We start from the raw sequence: 16617 nt of genomic DNA, 5'->3' as shown, positions 1-16617 counted from the left end.
GTCGGCTTTCCCAGGCACCCGACCTTGACCTTCAAGCCGTCGCTCGCGTACCAAAGTACGCGTCGCTCCTCTTTCAGGTCAATCTCGGGCACCTGGAAAACCCGTTCTAAATGGACTTAATGGTGAGCTTATTTTGCCACTTTAGGCTTAAAGGATTTCAGGCGCAGAGCATTGCTTACGACGCACACGCTCGACAGGCTCATGGCCGCGGCGCCGAACATCGGCGAGAGCTGCCAACCGGTGAGGGGGAAGAACACGCCCGCCGCCAGCGGAATGCCGATGCCGTTGTAGAACAGCGCCCAGAACAGGTCCTGCTTGATGTTGCGGATTGTGGCACGTGACAGCTCGATGGCACGGGCGACGTCCATGAGATCGCTGCGCATGAGCACCACGTCGGCGCCCTCCTTGGCGATGTCGGCGCCGGTGCCGATCGCAAGGCCCACGTCGGCGCGCGCCAGGGCGGGGGAGTCGTTGATGCCGTCGCCCACCATGGCGACCTTGCTGCCCGCATCCTGCAGCCCGCGCACGTGGCGCTCCTTGTCGGCGGGGAGGACGTCGGCGATGACCTGCTCGCTGCTCAGCCCCACGCGGCGGGCGATGGCCTCGGCCGTCACGCGGTTGTCGCCGGTGAGCATGCGCACGTCGACGCCGAGCTTGCGGAGCGCAGCGATGGCCTCGGCGCTCGTCTCTTTGACCTCGTCAGCCACGGCGATGGTGCCGACAAGCTCGCCGTTCTTGGCAAAGAACAGCGGCGTCTTGCCTTCGGCGGCAAATTGCTCGGCAAGACCCGCGGGCACGGTAACGCCCAACTCGTCCATCAGGCGCACGTTGCCGGCTGCGATGACATTCTGCCCCTCGCGCGCCGTTACGCCACGACCGGGCACGGCGGCAAAGTCCTCGACCATGCGCGCGACAATTCCGCGTGCCTCGCACTCGGCCATGATCGCCTCGGCCAGCGGGTGCTCGCTCGAGCGCTCCAGCGCGGCAGCGAGCTTCAGTAACGCCTTTTCACTCATAGCGGGCGAGCCGTCGGCGCGCGCGACAACCACAATGTCGGTCACGGCCGGCTTGCCGCGGGTGACCGTGCCCGTCTTATCGAGCACCACGGTGCCCACGCTGCGCAGGTTCTCCAGCGCCTCAGCGCTCTTAAACAGAATGCCCATCTCGGCGCCCTTGCCGGTGCCCACCATAATAGCGACGGGCGTGGCCAGGCCGAGCGCGCACGGACAACTGATCACCAGCACGGCGACGGCGGAGGTAAGCGCTTCGTTGACGCTTCCGGTCAGCACCATCCACGCCACAAAAGCTACGGCAGAGATTACAAACACCACGGGCACGAACACGCCGGCGACCTTGTCGGCCATGCGGGCGATGGGCGCCTTGGTGGCGTTGGCGTCCTCGACGAGCTGGATAATCTTGGCGAGCGATGTCTCGGCACCCACACGCGTGGCGCGGAAGGTAAACGAGCCGGTGCGGTTGACCGTGGCCGCATTGACAGTGTCGCCGGCGGTCTTCTCCACGGGAATGGATTCGCCGGTGAGCGCGCTTTCGTCCACGGCCGAGCTGCCATCGAGCACCACGCCGTCAACGGGGATGGACTCGCCGGGGCGCACACGCAGCACCTGGCCGGGCAGAATGGCATCGACGTCGACGGTGGCCTCGATACCGTCCTCGGCCACGACGGTCGCGGTCTTGGGTGCTAAGTCGATGAGCGCCTCGATAGCGCCGCCGGTTTTGGACTTGCTGCGCGTCTCGAGGTATTTGCCCACGGTGACGAGCGACAGGATGGTGCCGGCGCTCTCAAAATATAGGTTGTCCATGCTCGTCATCATGGCCTCGTGCACCTGACCTGCGGCTAGCTGGTCGGCCATGATGAACATGGCGTAGAGCGACCAGGCGATGGACGCGGTGGCGCCCACGGCGATGAGGGCGTCCATGATAGGCGCGCCGTGCGCGAGCGATTTAAACCCATTGATAAAGTACGCGTCGTTGACATAGACGATGGGGATGAGCAGGACGAGCTCGGTGAGGGCGAGCGTCATGCTGTGGGCATGGTCGGTGAAGACGCCGGGCAGTGGCCAACCGAGCATGTGCCCCATGCCTATGTAGAACAGCGGGATGAGGAAGATGATCGAGACGATGAGGCGGGTGCGCATGGCAGAGGCGGCGGCCTCCAACTTTTTGGTCGGCGACTCCATATGCGCGGCGCCGGACCTGGCTTGCGCACTTCCGCTTTGGACAGCGTCGGTGCCCGTGCTGATGGGCGAGGCCGAGTAGCCCGCGCGGTCGACAGCGGTGCAGATGTCGTCGGAGGTGACCTGCGCGGGGTCGTAGTCGACCATCATGGAACCGGCGAGCAGGTTGACCGCGACGCTTTGGACGCCGTCGAGTTTGCTCACGGCGCGATCCACATGCGCCTGACAGGCGGCGCATGTCATGCCGCCCACGTCGAACTTATCTTGAGCCATGGTTTCTCCTTTCTGCAGTTCGGTGTTGGAATTGTTAACCTGCCGATACTATATACCCATACCCCCTGGGGGTGTCCAGTGGGGATGAAAATGTATGACATTTCGCTACAGATGCGGGTGGCTGCTCAATCGTTGGCAGCTCATGTCAAACATCTCGATCTGTAACATCTAGCGGGGAAAATGACCTCTAACTGTTACAGATCGAGATTATGTTTTGCGATGTTTGAGTTCGTCTCAATCTGTAACGTGTAGACCCGGTTTTGTCTCGTAACTGTTACAGATTGAGACAATCGGCCCAGGCCCGCCTCGTCCGCTCCGTCATCTGTGGTTTACGTGGGGGCATGTGAAGCACGGGTATACTAACCGGCGGCGAATCTGCTCCATCGTTTAGTGCTGCTGCGTCTGGACGGCGCGTGATAGGGCTGCCAAAGCGATCGCCAGCGTGCTGAGCAACGTCCTCTCTGTGCGCACCCGTTTTTGTATGTATTAGCGCACTACCAAGCACGCCCGCGCGGCCGCATGCCGTGCCCATTGCGCGTGCAGATAAGGAACAACAACATATGCGTAATTCTGTATCCGACGTCACCGACGCCGAGATTCTGGACGAGACCCGCGAGGCCATGACCCAGGCTGCCTTCGATGCTGCCGATGAGGCCAATGCTGCCCAGGCCGTCGAGTCCGCTACCGAGAGCCTGCCCGCCTTTGACGAGCTGGGCCTTTCCGACGAGATGCTTCGTGCTATCGAGAACCTGGGCTACACGGCGCCGACGCCCGTGCAGGCCGGTTCGATTCCTGTGGTGCTCGAAGGCCGCGACCTGCTTGCCGCCGCTCAGACCGGCACCGGCAAGACGGCTGCCTTTTTGCTGCCGACCATGAACAACCTGGAGCACATCGCTCCTCCCAAACCCGTGCGCGAGCGCGGCGGCCGCAACCGTCGTCGCGGCGCCAAGAAGCCCGAGGGCAACGGCCGCGGTCCCGTGATGCTCGTCATCACTCCCACGCGCGAGCTTGCCCAGCAGATCGACGAGGTTGCGAGCAAGATCGCCGACGTCACCGGCCACGTTGCCGTGACCGTCGTGGGTGGCGTGAGCTACAAGCCGCAGACCGCTGCCCTCAAGTACGGCTGCGACATCCTGGTCGCAACGCCAGGCCGTCTGGTCGACTTGATCGAGCAGGGAGCCTGCCATCTGAACGAGGTCAAGGTGCTGGTGCTCGACGAGGCCGATCGCATGCTCGACATGGGCTTTTTGCCCGCCGTCCGCCGCATTGTGCGCGAGACGCCGGCCGAGCGCCAGACGCTGCTGTTCTCGGCGACCCTCGACGAGGAGGCCGTGGGCGAGATCACCGACCTGGTGAGCGACCCGGCCCGCGTGGAGATCGCGCCGGCCACGTCGACCGCCGACACCGTCGACCAGTTTGTGTTCCCGGTGTCCATCGAGGCAAAGAACAACCTGCTGCCTGAGTTCCTCAAAAAGGAGGGCCCGGAGCGCACCATCGTCTTTATGCGCACCAAGCACCGCGCCGACAGCTGCTGCCGTCGCCTTGAGCGCAAAGGCATCAAGGCCGCCGCGATTCACGGCAACCGCAGCCAGGCCCAGCGCGAGCGCGCGCTTTCTGCCTTCCGCGACGGCACCGTCGACGTGCTGGTGGCAACCGATGTTCTCGCCCGCGGCATCGACATTAGCGACGTGCGCTACGTCGTGAACTTCGACGTGCCGGCCGAGCCGACCGACTATATCCACCGCATTGGCCGTACGGGCCGCGCCGGCGAGCTGGGCTGGGCCATTACGTTTGTGACCGAGCAGGACGTCGACGAGTTCTACGAGATTGAGAAGCTCATGGACAAGACGGCCGACATCTACGAAGCCGGCGACCTGCATGTGGGTCCCAACCCGCCCGCCGTCGATCCCGAGCGCGATCCTGCCGCCTTTAAGGTGAAGAAGAAGACCAAGCGCGGCAAGTCCAAGAGCAAGAAGAAGCTTGAGCAGGCGCGTCGCGACGGCAAGCGTAACGGCGACGATTACGGCGACGTGGCTGGTCGTTCCAACCGCGGTCGCGACGAGCGTCGTGGCGACGGCGAGCGCCCGAGCCGTCCCAAGCGCGGCGGCAAGACCCGCGTGCGCGAGGGCGTTCAGGCTCGCGTGGACGAGGCCGTGGAGAGCGTTGCCCGCGAGGTGGCTGCCGAGGAGCGCGGCGGTGCTGGTGCCGTCGAGCAGGTCCCGCGAGGCAACCGTGCCGAGCGCCGTGCCAAGCAGTTCCAGGGCGAGGCGCACCGCCGTCGCCGAGAGGACGAGGACCGCGGCGGTCGTCGCCGTGTTGAGCGCGAGGACGAGGGCCGTGGCTCGCGTGGCGGCAAGCGCGGCTCGGGCGACCGTCGTCGTTCCGGTCGCGATGACGGTCGCGGCGGCCGAGACGAGCGTCGCGGCGGCGAGGGTCGCGGTGAGCGTGGCACCCGCAGCGGTGAGTCCCGTGGCGGCAAGCGCTTTGAAGAGCGCGGCGGCCGCGACGGAGGCCGCGGTGGTGAGCGTCGCGAGGGCGCTCGTGGCAACGGTGGCCGCAGCGGCGCCGGTCGTTCGAATGAGTCGCGCGATCGTCGCGACCCGCGTGCCAGCCGCGATCGTCGCGATGATTGGCGCAACTACGACGACACCCGCGAGGAGCGCCGTGGCGGCTATCGTGGTGGTCGCGGCGGCAACCAGTCCGGCTCTCGTGGCGGCCGCGCCGGCGGTCGCGATAACCGTGGCAGCTATGGTAACAATCGTGGCGGCAAGCGCGGCGGCAGCTCCCGTCGTCCCGGCGACGGCGGCGGCAAGCGCAAATAACATACGCATCGCGCGATAAGGCGAGATGAGTTTGGGCCCCGAGCAGACTATGCTCGGGGCCCTTTTTGGTGCAAAGAGGTCAGGTTAATCTGCACCAACGTCTTGAAGTTGCGGTGGAATACGGACTGTTTTGGCCTTTTGAGCGGCTTTTCAGTCCCTATTTCACCGCAACTCATGATTGGTGCAAAGTAACCTGTCCCCCATGCACCAAACAAGGAGTGTCCCTAAGTGTCGCTTAAATACCGTTTATCGAAGAAAAAATACCGTTCGCCGGTCATAATGATTGTTCTGGCTTTGGGCTTGTCTACAATAGCTCCCGTAAAAAGAAATGCGGAAGGTTACCGAGTCCCTCGGACGTGGGCCTAACCAAAGTCTTTGAACGGATGTGTCTCTATGGACGCATTCGCTTGATTTTGGTTGGGCTATATTTATGAAGGGACATGCCACCATGGGTTTCTTTTCTCGCCTGATGGGCGGTTCGGATGAGCAGAAGACTGCAACTTCCGAGTTCGAAATCCTCGCTCCTGTTTCCGGCGAGCTTGTTCATCTAGAAAATACCAATGACCCCGCTTTTAGCAGCCGTGCCGTGGGCGATGGCGTTGCCGTGGTTCCCCAAGAGGGAACGGTGTGCGCTCCTGTTTCCGGTACCGTCGCGGCGCTGTTCCCGACCGAGCATGCACTGGGCATCATGTCCGACGACAGCTCTGCTCAGGTGATGCTGCATATCGGAATCGACACTGTTAAACTTGAGGGCAAGGGCTTCCATGCGCTTGTTGCCCAGGGTGACCATGTCGACGCGGGCCAGCCCCTCGTTGAGGTCGATTTTGACGCGGTCCGCGCCGCCGGCTTCGATCCCACGGTCTTCGTTATTGTATGCGAGCGTTCGGAGAACTCGACTCTTCGTGAGCATGCTTCCGGCCCTGTTGCTGTTAAAGAGCCTGTCGTCTGGCTTTCCGAGTAAATTCTTGTGGTGGGTACCGTGGTTATCAAGCGAGTTTTCAACAATAACGTCGCAATGGTCACTTCGGACGATGGCTCCGAGCTTATTGTCATCGGTCGAGGCCTCTGCTTTGGCCGTCATGCCGGCGACGCTATCGATGAAGCATCGGTCGAAAAGACCTATGCGCTGCAGGAGGGCACTTCTCAGGATTCGCGTACGATTGACCGCTTGGCACATCTTTTGGAGTCCATTCCCACCGTCAACCTCGTGATTTCCGAGGACATTGTTCAGATGCTTCGTCGAGAGCTCAATGTCGACATCAACGACAAGATTCTCATTGCTCTCGCAGACCATATCAGCCTTGCTTTGGAGCGCGAGCGCAAGGGCGTCTCCTGCGAGAATCCGTTGCTGCTCGAGATCCAGCAGTTCTATCGCAAGGAGTATGCGCTCGCTGGTCGTGCGCTGCAGATTGTCAAGGAGTATATGGGCATCCAGATGAGCGAAGAAGAGCAGGGTTTTATTACGCTGCATATCGTCAACGCCACTATGCCGCAACGCTCCGACCGCCTCATCATTTCGGTCCAGCTTGTTCGCGACGTGCTCGCAATTGTTTCCGAGCGCTATGCTACGACCCTCGATGACACCTCGCTGCCCTATGAGCGTTTCGTCCGCCACCTGCAGTTTTTCGCACAGCGGGCGCTTGACCCCGCGGCCGGGCAGATCAATGACGATGCACTGTTCCGAATCGATGAAACTAAGTATCCGTGCGCGTTCTCGTGCGCGGACGCCATAGCCGCCCACTTGTCGTCTACCTATAACGTTGTCGTTACCGATGCCGAGAAGAGTTATCTCGCATATCACATTGTTAACCTGCTTGGAGAACCTGGTCTCTAGGCATAACGTGCCCATACATCGATTGATATAAGGCAAGGCTCACGGTCTTGTCCAGGGCACATCTGTCTTAATTTGCGGAAAAGGAAGGGGAGTACCGCTATGACCGCAAAAAAGAAGTTCAATTTCAAAGCGCCGTTGGAGGTGTTCGCGAAGTCGATCGTTCAGCCGATGATGTATCTCTCGGTTGCCGGCATTCTGCTCATCGTGGGCATCATTCTGACCAACAAGACCATTTGCGCCTTGATCCCCGTACTGGGCTCCGGTCCGTTCCAGCTTGTGGGCGCCGTTGTCTATCAGTCGCTGATGTTTATCATCAACAACCTCTCGATTCTGTTCTGCGTGGGCATCGCCGGCGCCATGGCAAAGAAGAACAAGGGCCATGCTTCGCTGATTGCCCTGATGTCGTTCTTCCTGTTCCTGCAGGCTAACAACATCGTGCTCAACGCCACCGGCTCTCTTGCCGAAGCGAGCGGCATGCTCGGTCTTACCGGAACCGGCCAGAGCACCGTTATGGGCATTCAGGTGCTCGATACCGGCGTGTTTGGCGGCATCATTCTTGGTTGCATCACCGGTGCCGTGTTCAACAAGTACTCGAACAAGCAGTTCCCCATTGCCCTTTCGATGTTCTCGGGCGTTCGCTTCCCGTTCCTGATCATGATCATCATCTCCTGGATCATGGGCGCTGGCTTCTGCATCGTTTGGCCTCCGGTTCAGGGCGCCATCTCCTCCGTTGCCGGCATCATTAAGGAGTCGGGCAACATCGGTCTGTTTATCTACGGCATGCTCAACAAGCTGCTCGTTCCCACCGGTCTGCACCACCTCATCTACACTCCGTTCCAGTTCTCCGATGTGGGTGGCACCCTGACGCTGGGTGATCAGGTTATCGCCGGCGCCTATCCCATCCGTGTCGCCGAGATGGCAATGACGGGCCAGCCCTTCTCCGATAGCACCTACTTCAACAGCTACACCTTCAACAACCTGTGGCCCTACATCGGTATCGGTCTCGCCTTTATCTTCACCGCTTACAAGGGGAACAAGGATAAGACCAAGGCCGTTATCATCCCGCTGATCATCACCGCCGTGCTCTCCTGTGTCACCGAGCCCATGGACTTCCTCTTTGTCTTTGCCGCTCCCGTGCTCTTTGTTGTTCACTCGGTTCTTTCCGGTATCTTCCTGGTCCTGCTCAAGGTCCTCTCCGTGCCCGCTTCGACTGCAGGCGGCATCATCAACATCGTGGTTTCCAACCTGGTCCTTGGTGTCGATAAGACCAACTGGCCGATGATGCTCGTGCTTGGAGTCGTCAACGCCGCTCTGTACTTCTTCCTCTTCACCTTCCTTATTAAGAAGCTCAACCTCCACACGCCTGGTCGCGAGGAAGAGTCCGAGCTCGCCGAGTCCGTTGCCGAGGGCGAGGCCGCCGCGTCTGTCGCGGTGAAGCAGGGCGCTGTTGCCGCGGCTCCCGCAGAGGGCGTCGATGCAGGCATCGCCGACCTGGTCGCAGGTCTTGGTGGCAAGGACAACATCGAGGAGCTCGAGAACTGCTTTACGCGTCTCCGCGTGAACGTTAAGAACCCGGACCTCATCAATGAGGACCTCATCAACCACGTGCCCAACAGCGGCATCAACCGCAACGGCAATAATATCCAGATCATCTTTGGCATGAAGGTCGCCGAGATGCGTGACAAGGTCGAAAACGCAATTGAGAAGGAGCAGTAAACAATGATCATTACTCTGTGTGGTGGCGGATCCACCTTTACCCCCGGCATCGTCAAATCCATCGCCCTGCGCAAGGACGAGCTCGACGTTGACGAGATTCGTCTGTACGACATCAACGAGGAGCGCCAGCGCAAGATCGGCGTGCTCGTGGACTGGATTTTGCACGAGGACCTCGGCCTGGACATCAAGCTCACGGTGACCACCGACAAGGAGACTGCCTTTACGGACGCGAGCTTCGTGTTTGCCCAGATGCGCGTGGGCGGCTATGCCATGCGCGAGCAGGACGAGAAGATTCCGCTGCGTCACGGCTGCGTGGGCCAGGAGACCTGCGGCTGCGGCGGCCTTGCCTACGGCATGCGCACCATCTTCCCCATGGTCGAGCTGATCGATGACGTTGAGAAGTACGCTAAGAAGGACTACTGGATTCTCAACTACTCCAACCCTGCTGCCATCGTGTCCGAGGGCTGCCGCGTGCTGCGTCCCAACGCTCGCATCATCAACATCTGCGACATGCCGATCGCGATCATCGACGTGGTTTGCGCCGCACTCGATATCGACAAGAAGGATGTCGAGTACGATTACTTTGGCCTCAACCACTTTGGTTGGTTCACCTCGATCCGCCACAAGGGCGAGGAGGTGCTCCCGCAGCTGCGCGAGTACATCAAGGAGCATGAGATTCTGCTGCCCGACTCCTACCTCAAGGGCATGGGCTCGCTCATGGCAAAGAAGCCCGAGGAGGCCACTGACGAGCACCCCGAGCAGAACCGCCACACCAAGGGCAGCTGGTACTACGTCTGGAAGGGCGAGTACGAGATCATGGAGTGCTTCCCGGAGTACCTGCCCAACACGTATCTGAACTACTACCTGCAGCAGAAGGAGTTCGTCGAGCATTCCAACCCCGAGCGCACCCGTGCTAACGAGGTTGAGGAGACGCGTGAGAAGAACCTCTTCGACGGCATCGACCACTACGAGAAGACGGGCGAGATCGACGAGAGCACGTTCTATGCGGGCAGCCACGGCGACTGGATTGCCGATTTGGCTATCGCTCTGAAGAACGACACCAAGCAGCGCTTCCTGGTCATTTGCGAGAACAAGGGCGCTATCCCCAACATGCCCTACGACGCTATGGTCGAGCTGCCTGCCTACATTGGCAAGAATGGCCCCGAGGTCATCAGCCGCGACAACATTCCTCTGTTCCAGCAGGGCCTCATGATGCAGCAGCTGAACTCCGAGAAGCTCGTGGTCGAGGCTACGATCGAGGGTTCTTACGAGAAGGCGCTCAAGGCCTTTACGCTCAACAAGACCGTGCCTTCGATGAAGGTCGCCAAGGAGGTTCTCGACGACATGATCGAGGCCAACAAGGGTTACTGGCCCGAGCTTAAGTAAAAGCAACAGGGTCGCTGGCCGCATACCTGGAGCAATGCCCCGTCCACGTGATTGCGTGGGCGGGGCATTGTCATTTGGTAACGCGTTTTACCAAATATGGCATTTATCTGCGGTAATGTTCTATTTCACCGCCGAGGGTGACATTTCATACCGCCTGCCGAACTGCGTGGAGACCTAGCAACTTTTTAGGTCAGTGTTGTGCGTGTAGCAACTTCGCCCGGCCTCGCCTCCGGGCTGCCATGTGAGAGGGGATCTTATGGCTCGACTGCACGTAATGGAACGCAGCCACGCTCAGGCCGTCATGGACGACCTGCACGATGCGCTCGGACGTCGTCTGGCGGTGAGTTCGCTCGCCCCGTGCCCCGTTGAGTTTACGGCAGCGCTCGTCAATCTGTGCTCCACCCAGAGCTGCGGCAAGTGCACGCCCTGCCGCGTGGGCCTGAGCGCGCTGAGCGACCTGCTCGCCGATGTGCTCGAAGGGCGCGCCGATGAGTCCACGCTCAACTTGATTGAGCGCACCGCCCGCACCATCTATCTTTCGAGCGATTGCGCCATCGGCTACGAAGCTGGCGCCATGGCACTCACGGCCATTCGCGGCTTCCGCGACGATTTTGAGCATCACATCCGCGAGCGCTCCTGCGGCTTTGACCGCGAGGCCCGCGTCCCGTGCGTTTCGGGCTGCCCGGCGCACGTCGACATTCCCGGGTACATTTCGCTGGTCGAGGCCGGCCGCTATGCCGACGCCGTCAAGGTCATCCGCAAGAACAATCCGCTGCCGCTCGTCTGCGGCCTGGTGTGCGAGCATCCCTGCGAGATGCACTGCCGCCGTGGCATGGTCGACGACCCCATGAACATCCTCGCCCTCAAGCGTTTTGCCGTCGAGCACGGTGAGCTCAACGACCACAAGCCGCATGTAGTGGACAACACCGGCAAGCGCGTCGCCGTGATCGGCGGCGGCCCGGCCGGCCTTTCCTGCGCCTACTACCTGGCCGTGATGGGCCATAAGGTGACCATCTTTGAGCAGCGCCACCACCTGGGCGGCATGCTGCGCTATGGCATCCCCAGCTATCGTCTGCCGCGCGAGCGCCTGCAGGCCGAGATCGACTGGATTTTGAGCGCCGGCATCGACGTTGAGCTCGATCACTCCGTCAACGGCGAGGAGCTTGCCCGCCTGCGCGACGAGTTCGATGCCGTCTACCTGGCCATTGGCGCCCACAGCGATAAGAAGCTCGGCCTTCCGGGCGAAGAGGCGCCCGGCGTGGAGTCGGCCGTCAAGATGCTGCGCGCCATCGGTGACGACGAGCTGCCCGACCTGAGCGGCCAGCGCGTGTGCGTCATCGGCGGCGGCAACGTGGCCATGGACGTGGCGCGCTCTGCCGTGCGCTGCGGTGCCGAAAAGGTGAGCATTGTCTACCGCCGCCGCATCTGCGATATGACGGCTCAGGACGCCGAGATTGCCGGTGCCCAGGCCGAGGGCTGCGAGGTTCTGGAGCTGACGGCGCCGCTCGCCATCGAGACGGGCGAGGACGGTCGCGTGAGCGGCCTGCGCGTGCAGCCGCAGATTATCGGCGAGCCCCGTCGCGGTCGTCCGGCCCCGCGTGCCGCCGCGACGCCCGAGCGCGTCATTCCCTGCGAGCGCGTGTTCGTGGCCATTGGCCAGGACATCGATTCCAAGCCGTTTGAGGACATGGGCATCGTCTGCAAGTGGGGTCGCGTCGTCACCGATTCGGATGGCGCCGTGCCCAACTTCGACGGCCTCTTTAGCGGCGGCGACTGCCAGACCGGTCCCGCCACCGTCATCCGGGCCATCAACGCCGGCCGCGTTGCTTCGGCAAATATCGACCGCTACCTGGGCTTCGACCACAAGATCAAGCTCGACGTTGAGCTGCCGACCGTGCAGTTTAAGGGCAAGCACGAGTGCGGCCGCTGCGAGCTGGGCGAGCGCGAGGCCGGCGAGCGCATCCGCGATTGGAATCTGGTCGAGCAGGGCCTTACCGAGGAAGAGGCACGCCAGGAGGCAAGCCGCTGCCTGCGTTGCGACCACTTTGGCTTTGGCGCGTTCCGCGGAGGGAGGAACCTGGAATGGTAGAGCCCAACAAAACCACTGTCAGCGACAACACCGAAAGCGGAGCACTCAACATGGTCAAGCTCACGATCGATAACTGCGAGGTCGTGGTGCCCGAGCACACCACGATCCTGGATGCGGCCAAGTCCGTCGGCATCCAGATTCCCACCCTGTGCTATCTGCGCGATCTGAACGAGATCGGCGGCTGCCGTGTGTGCGTGGTCGAGGTTGAGGGCTGCGACCAGCTGGTTGCCGCCTGCAACAACTACGTACTCGACGGCATGGTGGTCCACACCAACAGCCCCAAGGCCCGCGAGGCGCGTCGCACCAACGTGCAGCTGCTGCTGTCCCAGCACGACTCGCGCTGTACGAGCTGCGTGCGCAGCGGTAACTGCAACCTGCAGACCATCGCCAACGACCTGGGCATTTTCTATCTGCCGTATCAAAGGCATTTGGCGGGCGAGGGCTGGGACTTCGATTTCCCCATCATCCGCGAAAACGACAAGTGCATTAAATGCATGCGCTGCATCAAGGTGTGCGAGAACGTGCAAGGCCTAGGGATTTGGGACCTGACCAGCCGAGCCACGCACACCGCCGTGGGTACCCGCGGGCGCGCGCCCATCGGCAAGACTGATTGTGTCGCATGCGGTCAGTGCATCACGCATTGCCCGACGGGCGCGCTGCGCGAGCGCGACGACACCGAGACCGTGTTTGATGCTCTCGCCGATCCCGATAAGATCGTGCTGGTGCAGATAGCGCCGGCCGTGCGCACCGCCTGGGGTGAGGAGCTCGGTATTCCGCGCGAGGATGCCACCGTTGAGCGCCTGGCCTGCGCGCTGCGCCGCGTGGGCTTTGAGTACGTGTTCGACACCGATTTCTCGGCCGATCTCACCATTATGGAGGAGGGCTCCGAGCTGATCGAGCGCCTGGGCGCCGCCGCCAAGGGCGAGAGTAACAGCCGCGGCTGGCCCATGTTTACGAGCTGCTGCCCGGGCTGGGTGCGCTTTGTAAAGGCGCGCTACCCGGAGTTTGTCGACAGCCTGTCCACGTCAAAGTCGCCGCAGCAGATGTTCGGCGCTATTGCCAAGACCTACTACGCCAAGGTGCTGGGCGTGGAGCCCGAGCGTCTGTTCGTGGTGTCCGTGATGCCGTGCACGGCCAAGAAGGCCGAGTGTGCGCTGCCGAGCATGATGGGCGAGGGCGGCGCGCCCGACGTGGACGTTGCGCTGACGGTGCGCGAGATGGTGCGCATGATCCGCGCGAGCCACGTGAGCGTCGACACGCTGGTCGAGGAGCCGCTCGATACGCCGCTGGGCTTTGGCACGGGCGCGGGCGTGATTTTTGGCGCCACGGGCGGCGTGATGGAGGCCGCCGTGCGCTCGGCATATTACCTGGTGACGGGCAAGAACCCGGATGCCGATTTCTTTACCGACGTGCGCGGACTCGATGGCTGGAAGGAGGCCGTGGCCGATATCGATGGCACCAAGGTGCGCGTCGCCGTGGCACACGGGCTGGGAAACGCTGCCCGTCTGCTCGACGCGATTCGCGACGGCCGCGTGAGTTATGACTTCGTTGAGGTTATGGCATGCCCGGGCGGCTGCGTCGGTGGCGGCGGTCAGCCCATCCATGACGGCTGTGAGCTGGCAGCCGAGCGCGGCCAGGTACTGTGGGGCCTCGATGCGAACGCCAAGATTCGCTTCTCGCACGAGAATCCCGATGTCCAGGCGTGCTATCGCGAGTTCTTGGGTGCGCCGCTGTCGCCGCTGGCCGAGGGATTGCTGCATACCGACCATCACGCATGGACGATGCCTAACGAGGGGACGTGCTAGCGATGCGCGCGTTTGATTTTGAAATGTCGCGCCGGGGATTTGCCTCGGCGCTTGCCGCGGGCGCGTTGTCGCTTGCGCTGGTTGGCTGTGGCGGCGGAGCTGCGGGGGCGAGGTCTTCTGCGGGTTCGGCTGCTGGGTCTGCGGCGAGTGGCGCTGCCGCTGAGTCGGTCGAGGTGCGCGTTGCCTCGCTCAAGGGACCGACGTCGATCGGTCTGGTGCAGTTTATGGACCAGGCTGCCGATGGCGAGACGGACAATGAGTTCGACTTTGCGATCAGCGCCGCGGCCGACGAGATTGTGCCCAAGGTCATTCAGGGCGATATCGACATTGCCCTGGTGCCGGCCAACTTGGCGAGCGTGCTCTACAACAAGACCGAGGGTGCGGTGCAGGTCATCGACATCAACACGCTGGGCGTGCTGAACGTTGTGACGGGCGACGCAGGCGTGGCCTCGTTTGGCGATCTGGCGGGTCGTACCGTCTACATGACGGGCAAGGGCACCACGCCGGAGTACGTCATGAACTACCTGCTGGAGCGCGTGGGCCTGACCGGTCAAGTGACGCTCGAGTTTAAGAGCGAGCCCACCGAGGTGCTGTCGGCCCTGCTTGCCGACCCGTCCGCCGTGGGCGTGCTGCCGGAGCCATTCAAGACCGCTGCCATCGCCAAGAGCGAGGGCAGTCTGTCGGTACCGGTGAGCCTGACCGACGCGTGGGACGAGCTCGCGGGTGACACGGGCTCCCGTTTGCTGACGGGCGTGACCGTGGTGCGCCGTGCATTTGCCGAGGAGCATCCCGAGGCCGTGGCGGAGTTCTTGAGCTGCCATGCGGCGAGCGTTGAGGCCGTAAATGCGGCGCCGGCGGACTGGGCTCAGGCCGTGGTCGATGCGGGCATCGTGGATAATGCCACGATTGCCGAAAAGGCGATTCCCGGGTGCATGCTCGTGTGTCAGACGGGGAAAGATATGAAGGCGGCGCTCGGTGGGTACCTACAGGTGCTGGCCGATGCGGACGCGAGCGCCGTGGGCGGTAAGCTCCCGGCTGACGATTTCTACTACATGGAGTAGCCCGTGCGTGCGTTTGCTCGACAAATGACTGAGCGTGCGAAGGCGGTGGCGGCAGTGGGTGCCGTCGCCGCCTTTTGGCTTGCTGTGTGGATGCTGGTGGCGGCGCTGGTGGCGCAGCCGCTGATTTTGCCGGGGCCGGGCGCTGTTGCCTTGGCGCTGCTGCGCCTGGTGTGCGATGGCGGTACCTGGGCGATTTTGGCGGGCTCGGGCGCGCGGATACTAGGCGGGCTGGCGCTTGCCGCGGTGTGTGGTGGCGTGCTTGCCGGGATTTCGTCACGTTCGCGTGCGTTTGCGCGCCTGGTGGCTCCGGCGCTGTCGTTTGTAAAGGCGACGCCGGTTGCCTGCGTGGTGGTCCTGCTGCTCATTTGGTTGGGGTCGGCACGTGTGAGCATCGCGGCGGTCTTTTTGATGGCGCTGCCGGGCGTATATTTCTCGCTGGTCGAGGGTTTGACGCAGGTTGATAAGCCGCTGGAGCAGATGTTCCGCCTGCATGGCGTGCGGGGCTGGCGACTGTTTTGCGCCCATACCTGGCGTGAGGTGCTGCCGTTTGTGCTTTCGTGCGCGAAGGCGGTCATCGGCATGAGCTGGAAGGCCGGTGCGGCAGCCGAGCTTATCGGCATGGCGGTGGGTTCCGTGGGCGAGCGCATCTATCAGGCAAAGCTTTTGATTGAGACGGCTGATCTGCTGGCGTGGACCGTGCTGGTCGTTGCCGCCTCGTGGGCGTGCGAGCGCGTGCTGGTGTGGCTGCTGCGGGTTTCGGGACCCGTGGCGTGGGGAGCGGCCGTGCGGGCGCATGGGGATGGACTGCGCGGGCGCGCGGGGACCGCGAGCGATGGCGCTGCGGCGGAGCTTGCGCTCGCCGTGGGCGATCGCGCGCCCTGGGCGCCGGCGCTCGCCGGACTGGTGCTCAACGTGCCCGCGTCTGGGCGTATCTGTGTGATGGGCGCCTCGGGTGCGGGCAAGTCTACGCTCCTTGCCCTTGCGGCGGGGGAGTGCGCGCCGTGCTCCATGGTGTTTCAGGATGCACACTTGGTCGAGTCCGCCGCGGCGCTGGATAACGTGCTAGTGTGCGCCGATGCACGCGTGGACGCCTCGAGTGCTGCGGCCCTGTTGCGCCTGCTGGTGCCGGGGGTCGATGTACATACTCGCGTGGCCGAGCTTTCGGGCGGGCAGCGCCGTCGCGTCGAGATCGCTCGAGCCCTGCTGTGCCCGGGCGGCGCGGTGATTCTTGACGAGCCCTTTACCGGTTTAGATACCGCTGCGCGCGACGCATGCGCCGAGGTCGTGCTCGACTTGCTCGACGGCCGTATGCTGCTGCTTGCATCGCACGATGTCGCCGACGCTCAGGCCCTCGATATCTCGGACATCATCACGCTCTAAATACCTACTCAGCAACAAAATGATTCGTTTTCCTCCGCCCCCATTGGGTCGGGTGT

10 protein-coding genes are annotated in these 16617 nt (G+C 62.6%); 9 read left to right on the top strand and 1 reads right to left on the bottom strand.

What is annotated here, in order from left to right; all coding sequences use genetic code 11:
* Positions 1–128: 128 nt before the first annotated feature.
* Complete coding sequence (locus DXD56_RS02370) at positions 129–2468, bottom strand: cation-translocating P-type ATPase (protein WP_117639808.1); 2340 nt, start codon at positions 2466–2468, stop codon at positions 129–131.
* 560 nt (positions 2469–3028) lie between these two features.
* Here DXD56_RS02370 and DXD56_RS02365 point away from each other — a divergent pair.
* The 9 genes from DXD56_RS02365 (at position 3029) to DXD56_RS02325 (ending at position 16561) form a co-directional block, all read left to right on the top strand.
* Positions 3029–5290 carry a DEAD/DEAH box helicase gene (locus DXD56_RS02365; protein WP_199411529.1) on the top strand — a complete coding sequence of 754 codons (2262 nt, stop codon included), beginning with the start codon at positions 3029–3031 and terminating at the stop codon, positions 5288–5290.
* 448 nt (positions 5291–5738) lie between these two features.
* The gene (locus DXD56_RS02360; RefSeq protein WP_158549283.1) at positions 5739–6251 is read left to right on the top strand and encodes a PTS glucose transporter subunit IIA; all 513 of its coding nucleotides are present in this window, start codon (positions 5739–5741) and stop codon (positions 6249–6251) included.
* Positions 6252–6269: 18 nt separating this feature from the next.
* Positions 6270–7124: a PRD domain-containing protein gene (locus tag DXD56_RS02355; RefSeq protein ID WP_117639836.1), complete on the top strand. Its 855-nt coding sequence runs from the start codon at positions 6270–6272 to the stop codon at positions 7122–7124.
* Between the two features lie 99 nt (positions 7125–7223).
* Positions 7224–8840 (top strand): PTS transporter subunit EIIC, encoded by a 1617-nt coding sequence (locus DXD56_RS02350; RefSeq protein ID WP_117639806.1) that lies wholly within the window; start codon positions 7224–7226, stop codon positions 8838–8840.
* 3 nt (positions 8841–8843) lie between these two features.
* Positions 8844–10226, top strand: a complete 1383-nt coding sequence (locus DXD56_RS02345; protein WP_055310193.1) for a 6-phospho-alpha-glucosidase — start codon at positions 8844–8846, stop codon at positions 10224–10226.
* Between the two features lie 256 nt (positions 10227–10482).
* Positions 10483–12315 (top strand): NAD(P)-binding protein, encoded by a 1833-nt coding sequence (locus tag DXD56_RS02340; RefSeq protein WP_117583958.1) that lies wholly within the window; start codon positions 10483–10485, stop codon positions 12313–12315.
* Between the two features lie 50 nt (positions 12316–12365).
* Entirely contained in the window at positions 12366–14120 is a 1755-nt protein-coding gene (locus DXD56_RS02335) for a [FeFe] hydrogenase, group A (RefSeq protein WP_117639834.1), read from the top strand.
* A 2-nt stretch (positions 14121–14122) separates the two neighbouring features.
* A complete protein-coding gene (locus tag DXD56_RS02330; protein ID WP_117639804.1) occupies positions 14123–15181 on the top strand; it encodes an ABC transporter substrate-binding protein in 1059 nt (352 codons plus the stop codon).
* Positions 15182–15184: 3 nt separating this feature from the next.
* Positions 15185–16561 (top strand): ATP-binding cassette domain-containing protein, encoded by a 1377-nt coding sequence (locus tag DXD56_RS02325; RefSeq protein ID WP_147325170.1) that lies wholly within the window; start codon positions 15185–15187, stop codon positions 16559–16561.
* Positions 16562–16617 lie beyond the last annotated feature (56 nt).

This window comes from Collinsella sp. TM06-3 (assembly GCF_003436395.1).
Taxonomy (GTDB): Bacteria; Actinomycetota; Coriobacteriia; order Coriobacteriales; family Coriobacteriaceae; genus Collinsella.
Note: the sequence above shows the minus strand (reverse complement) of the source record. Positions and strands in the feature narration are given on the sequence as shown.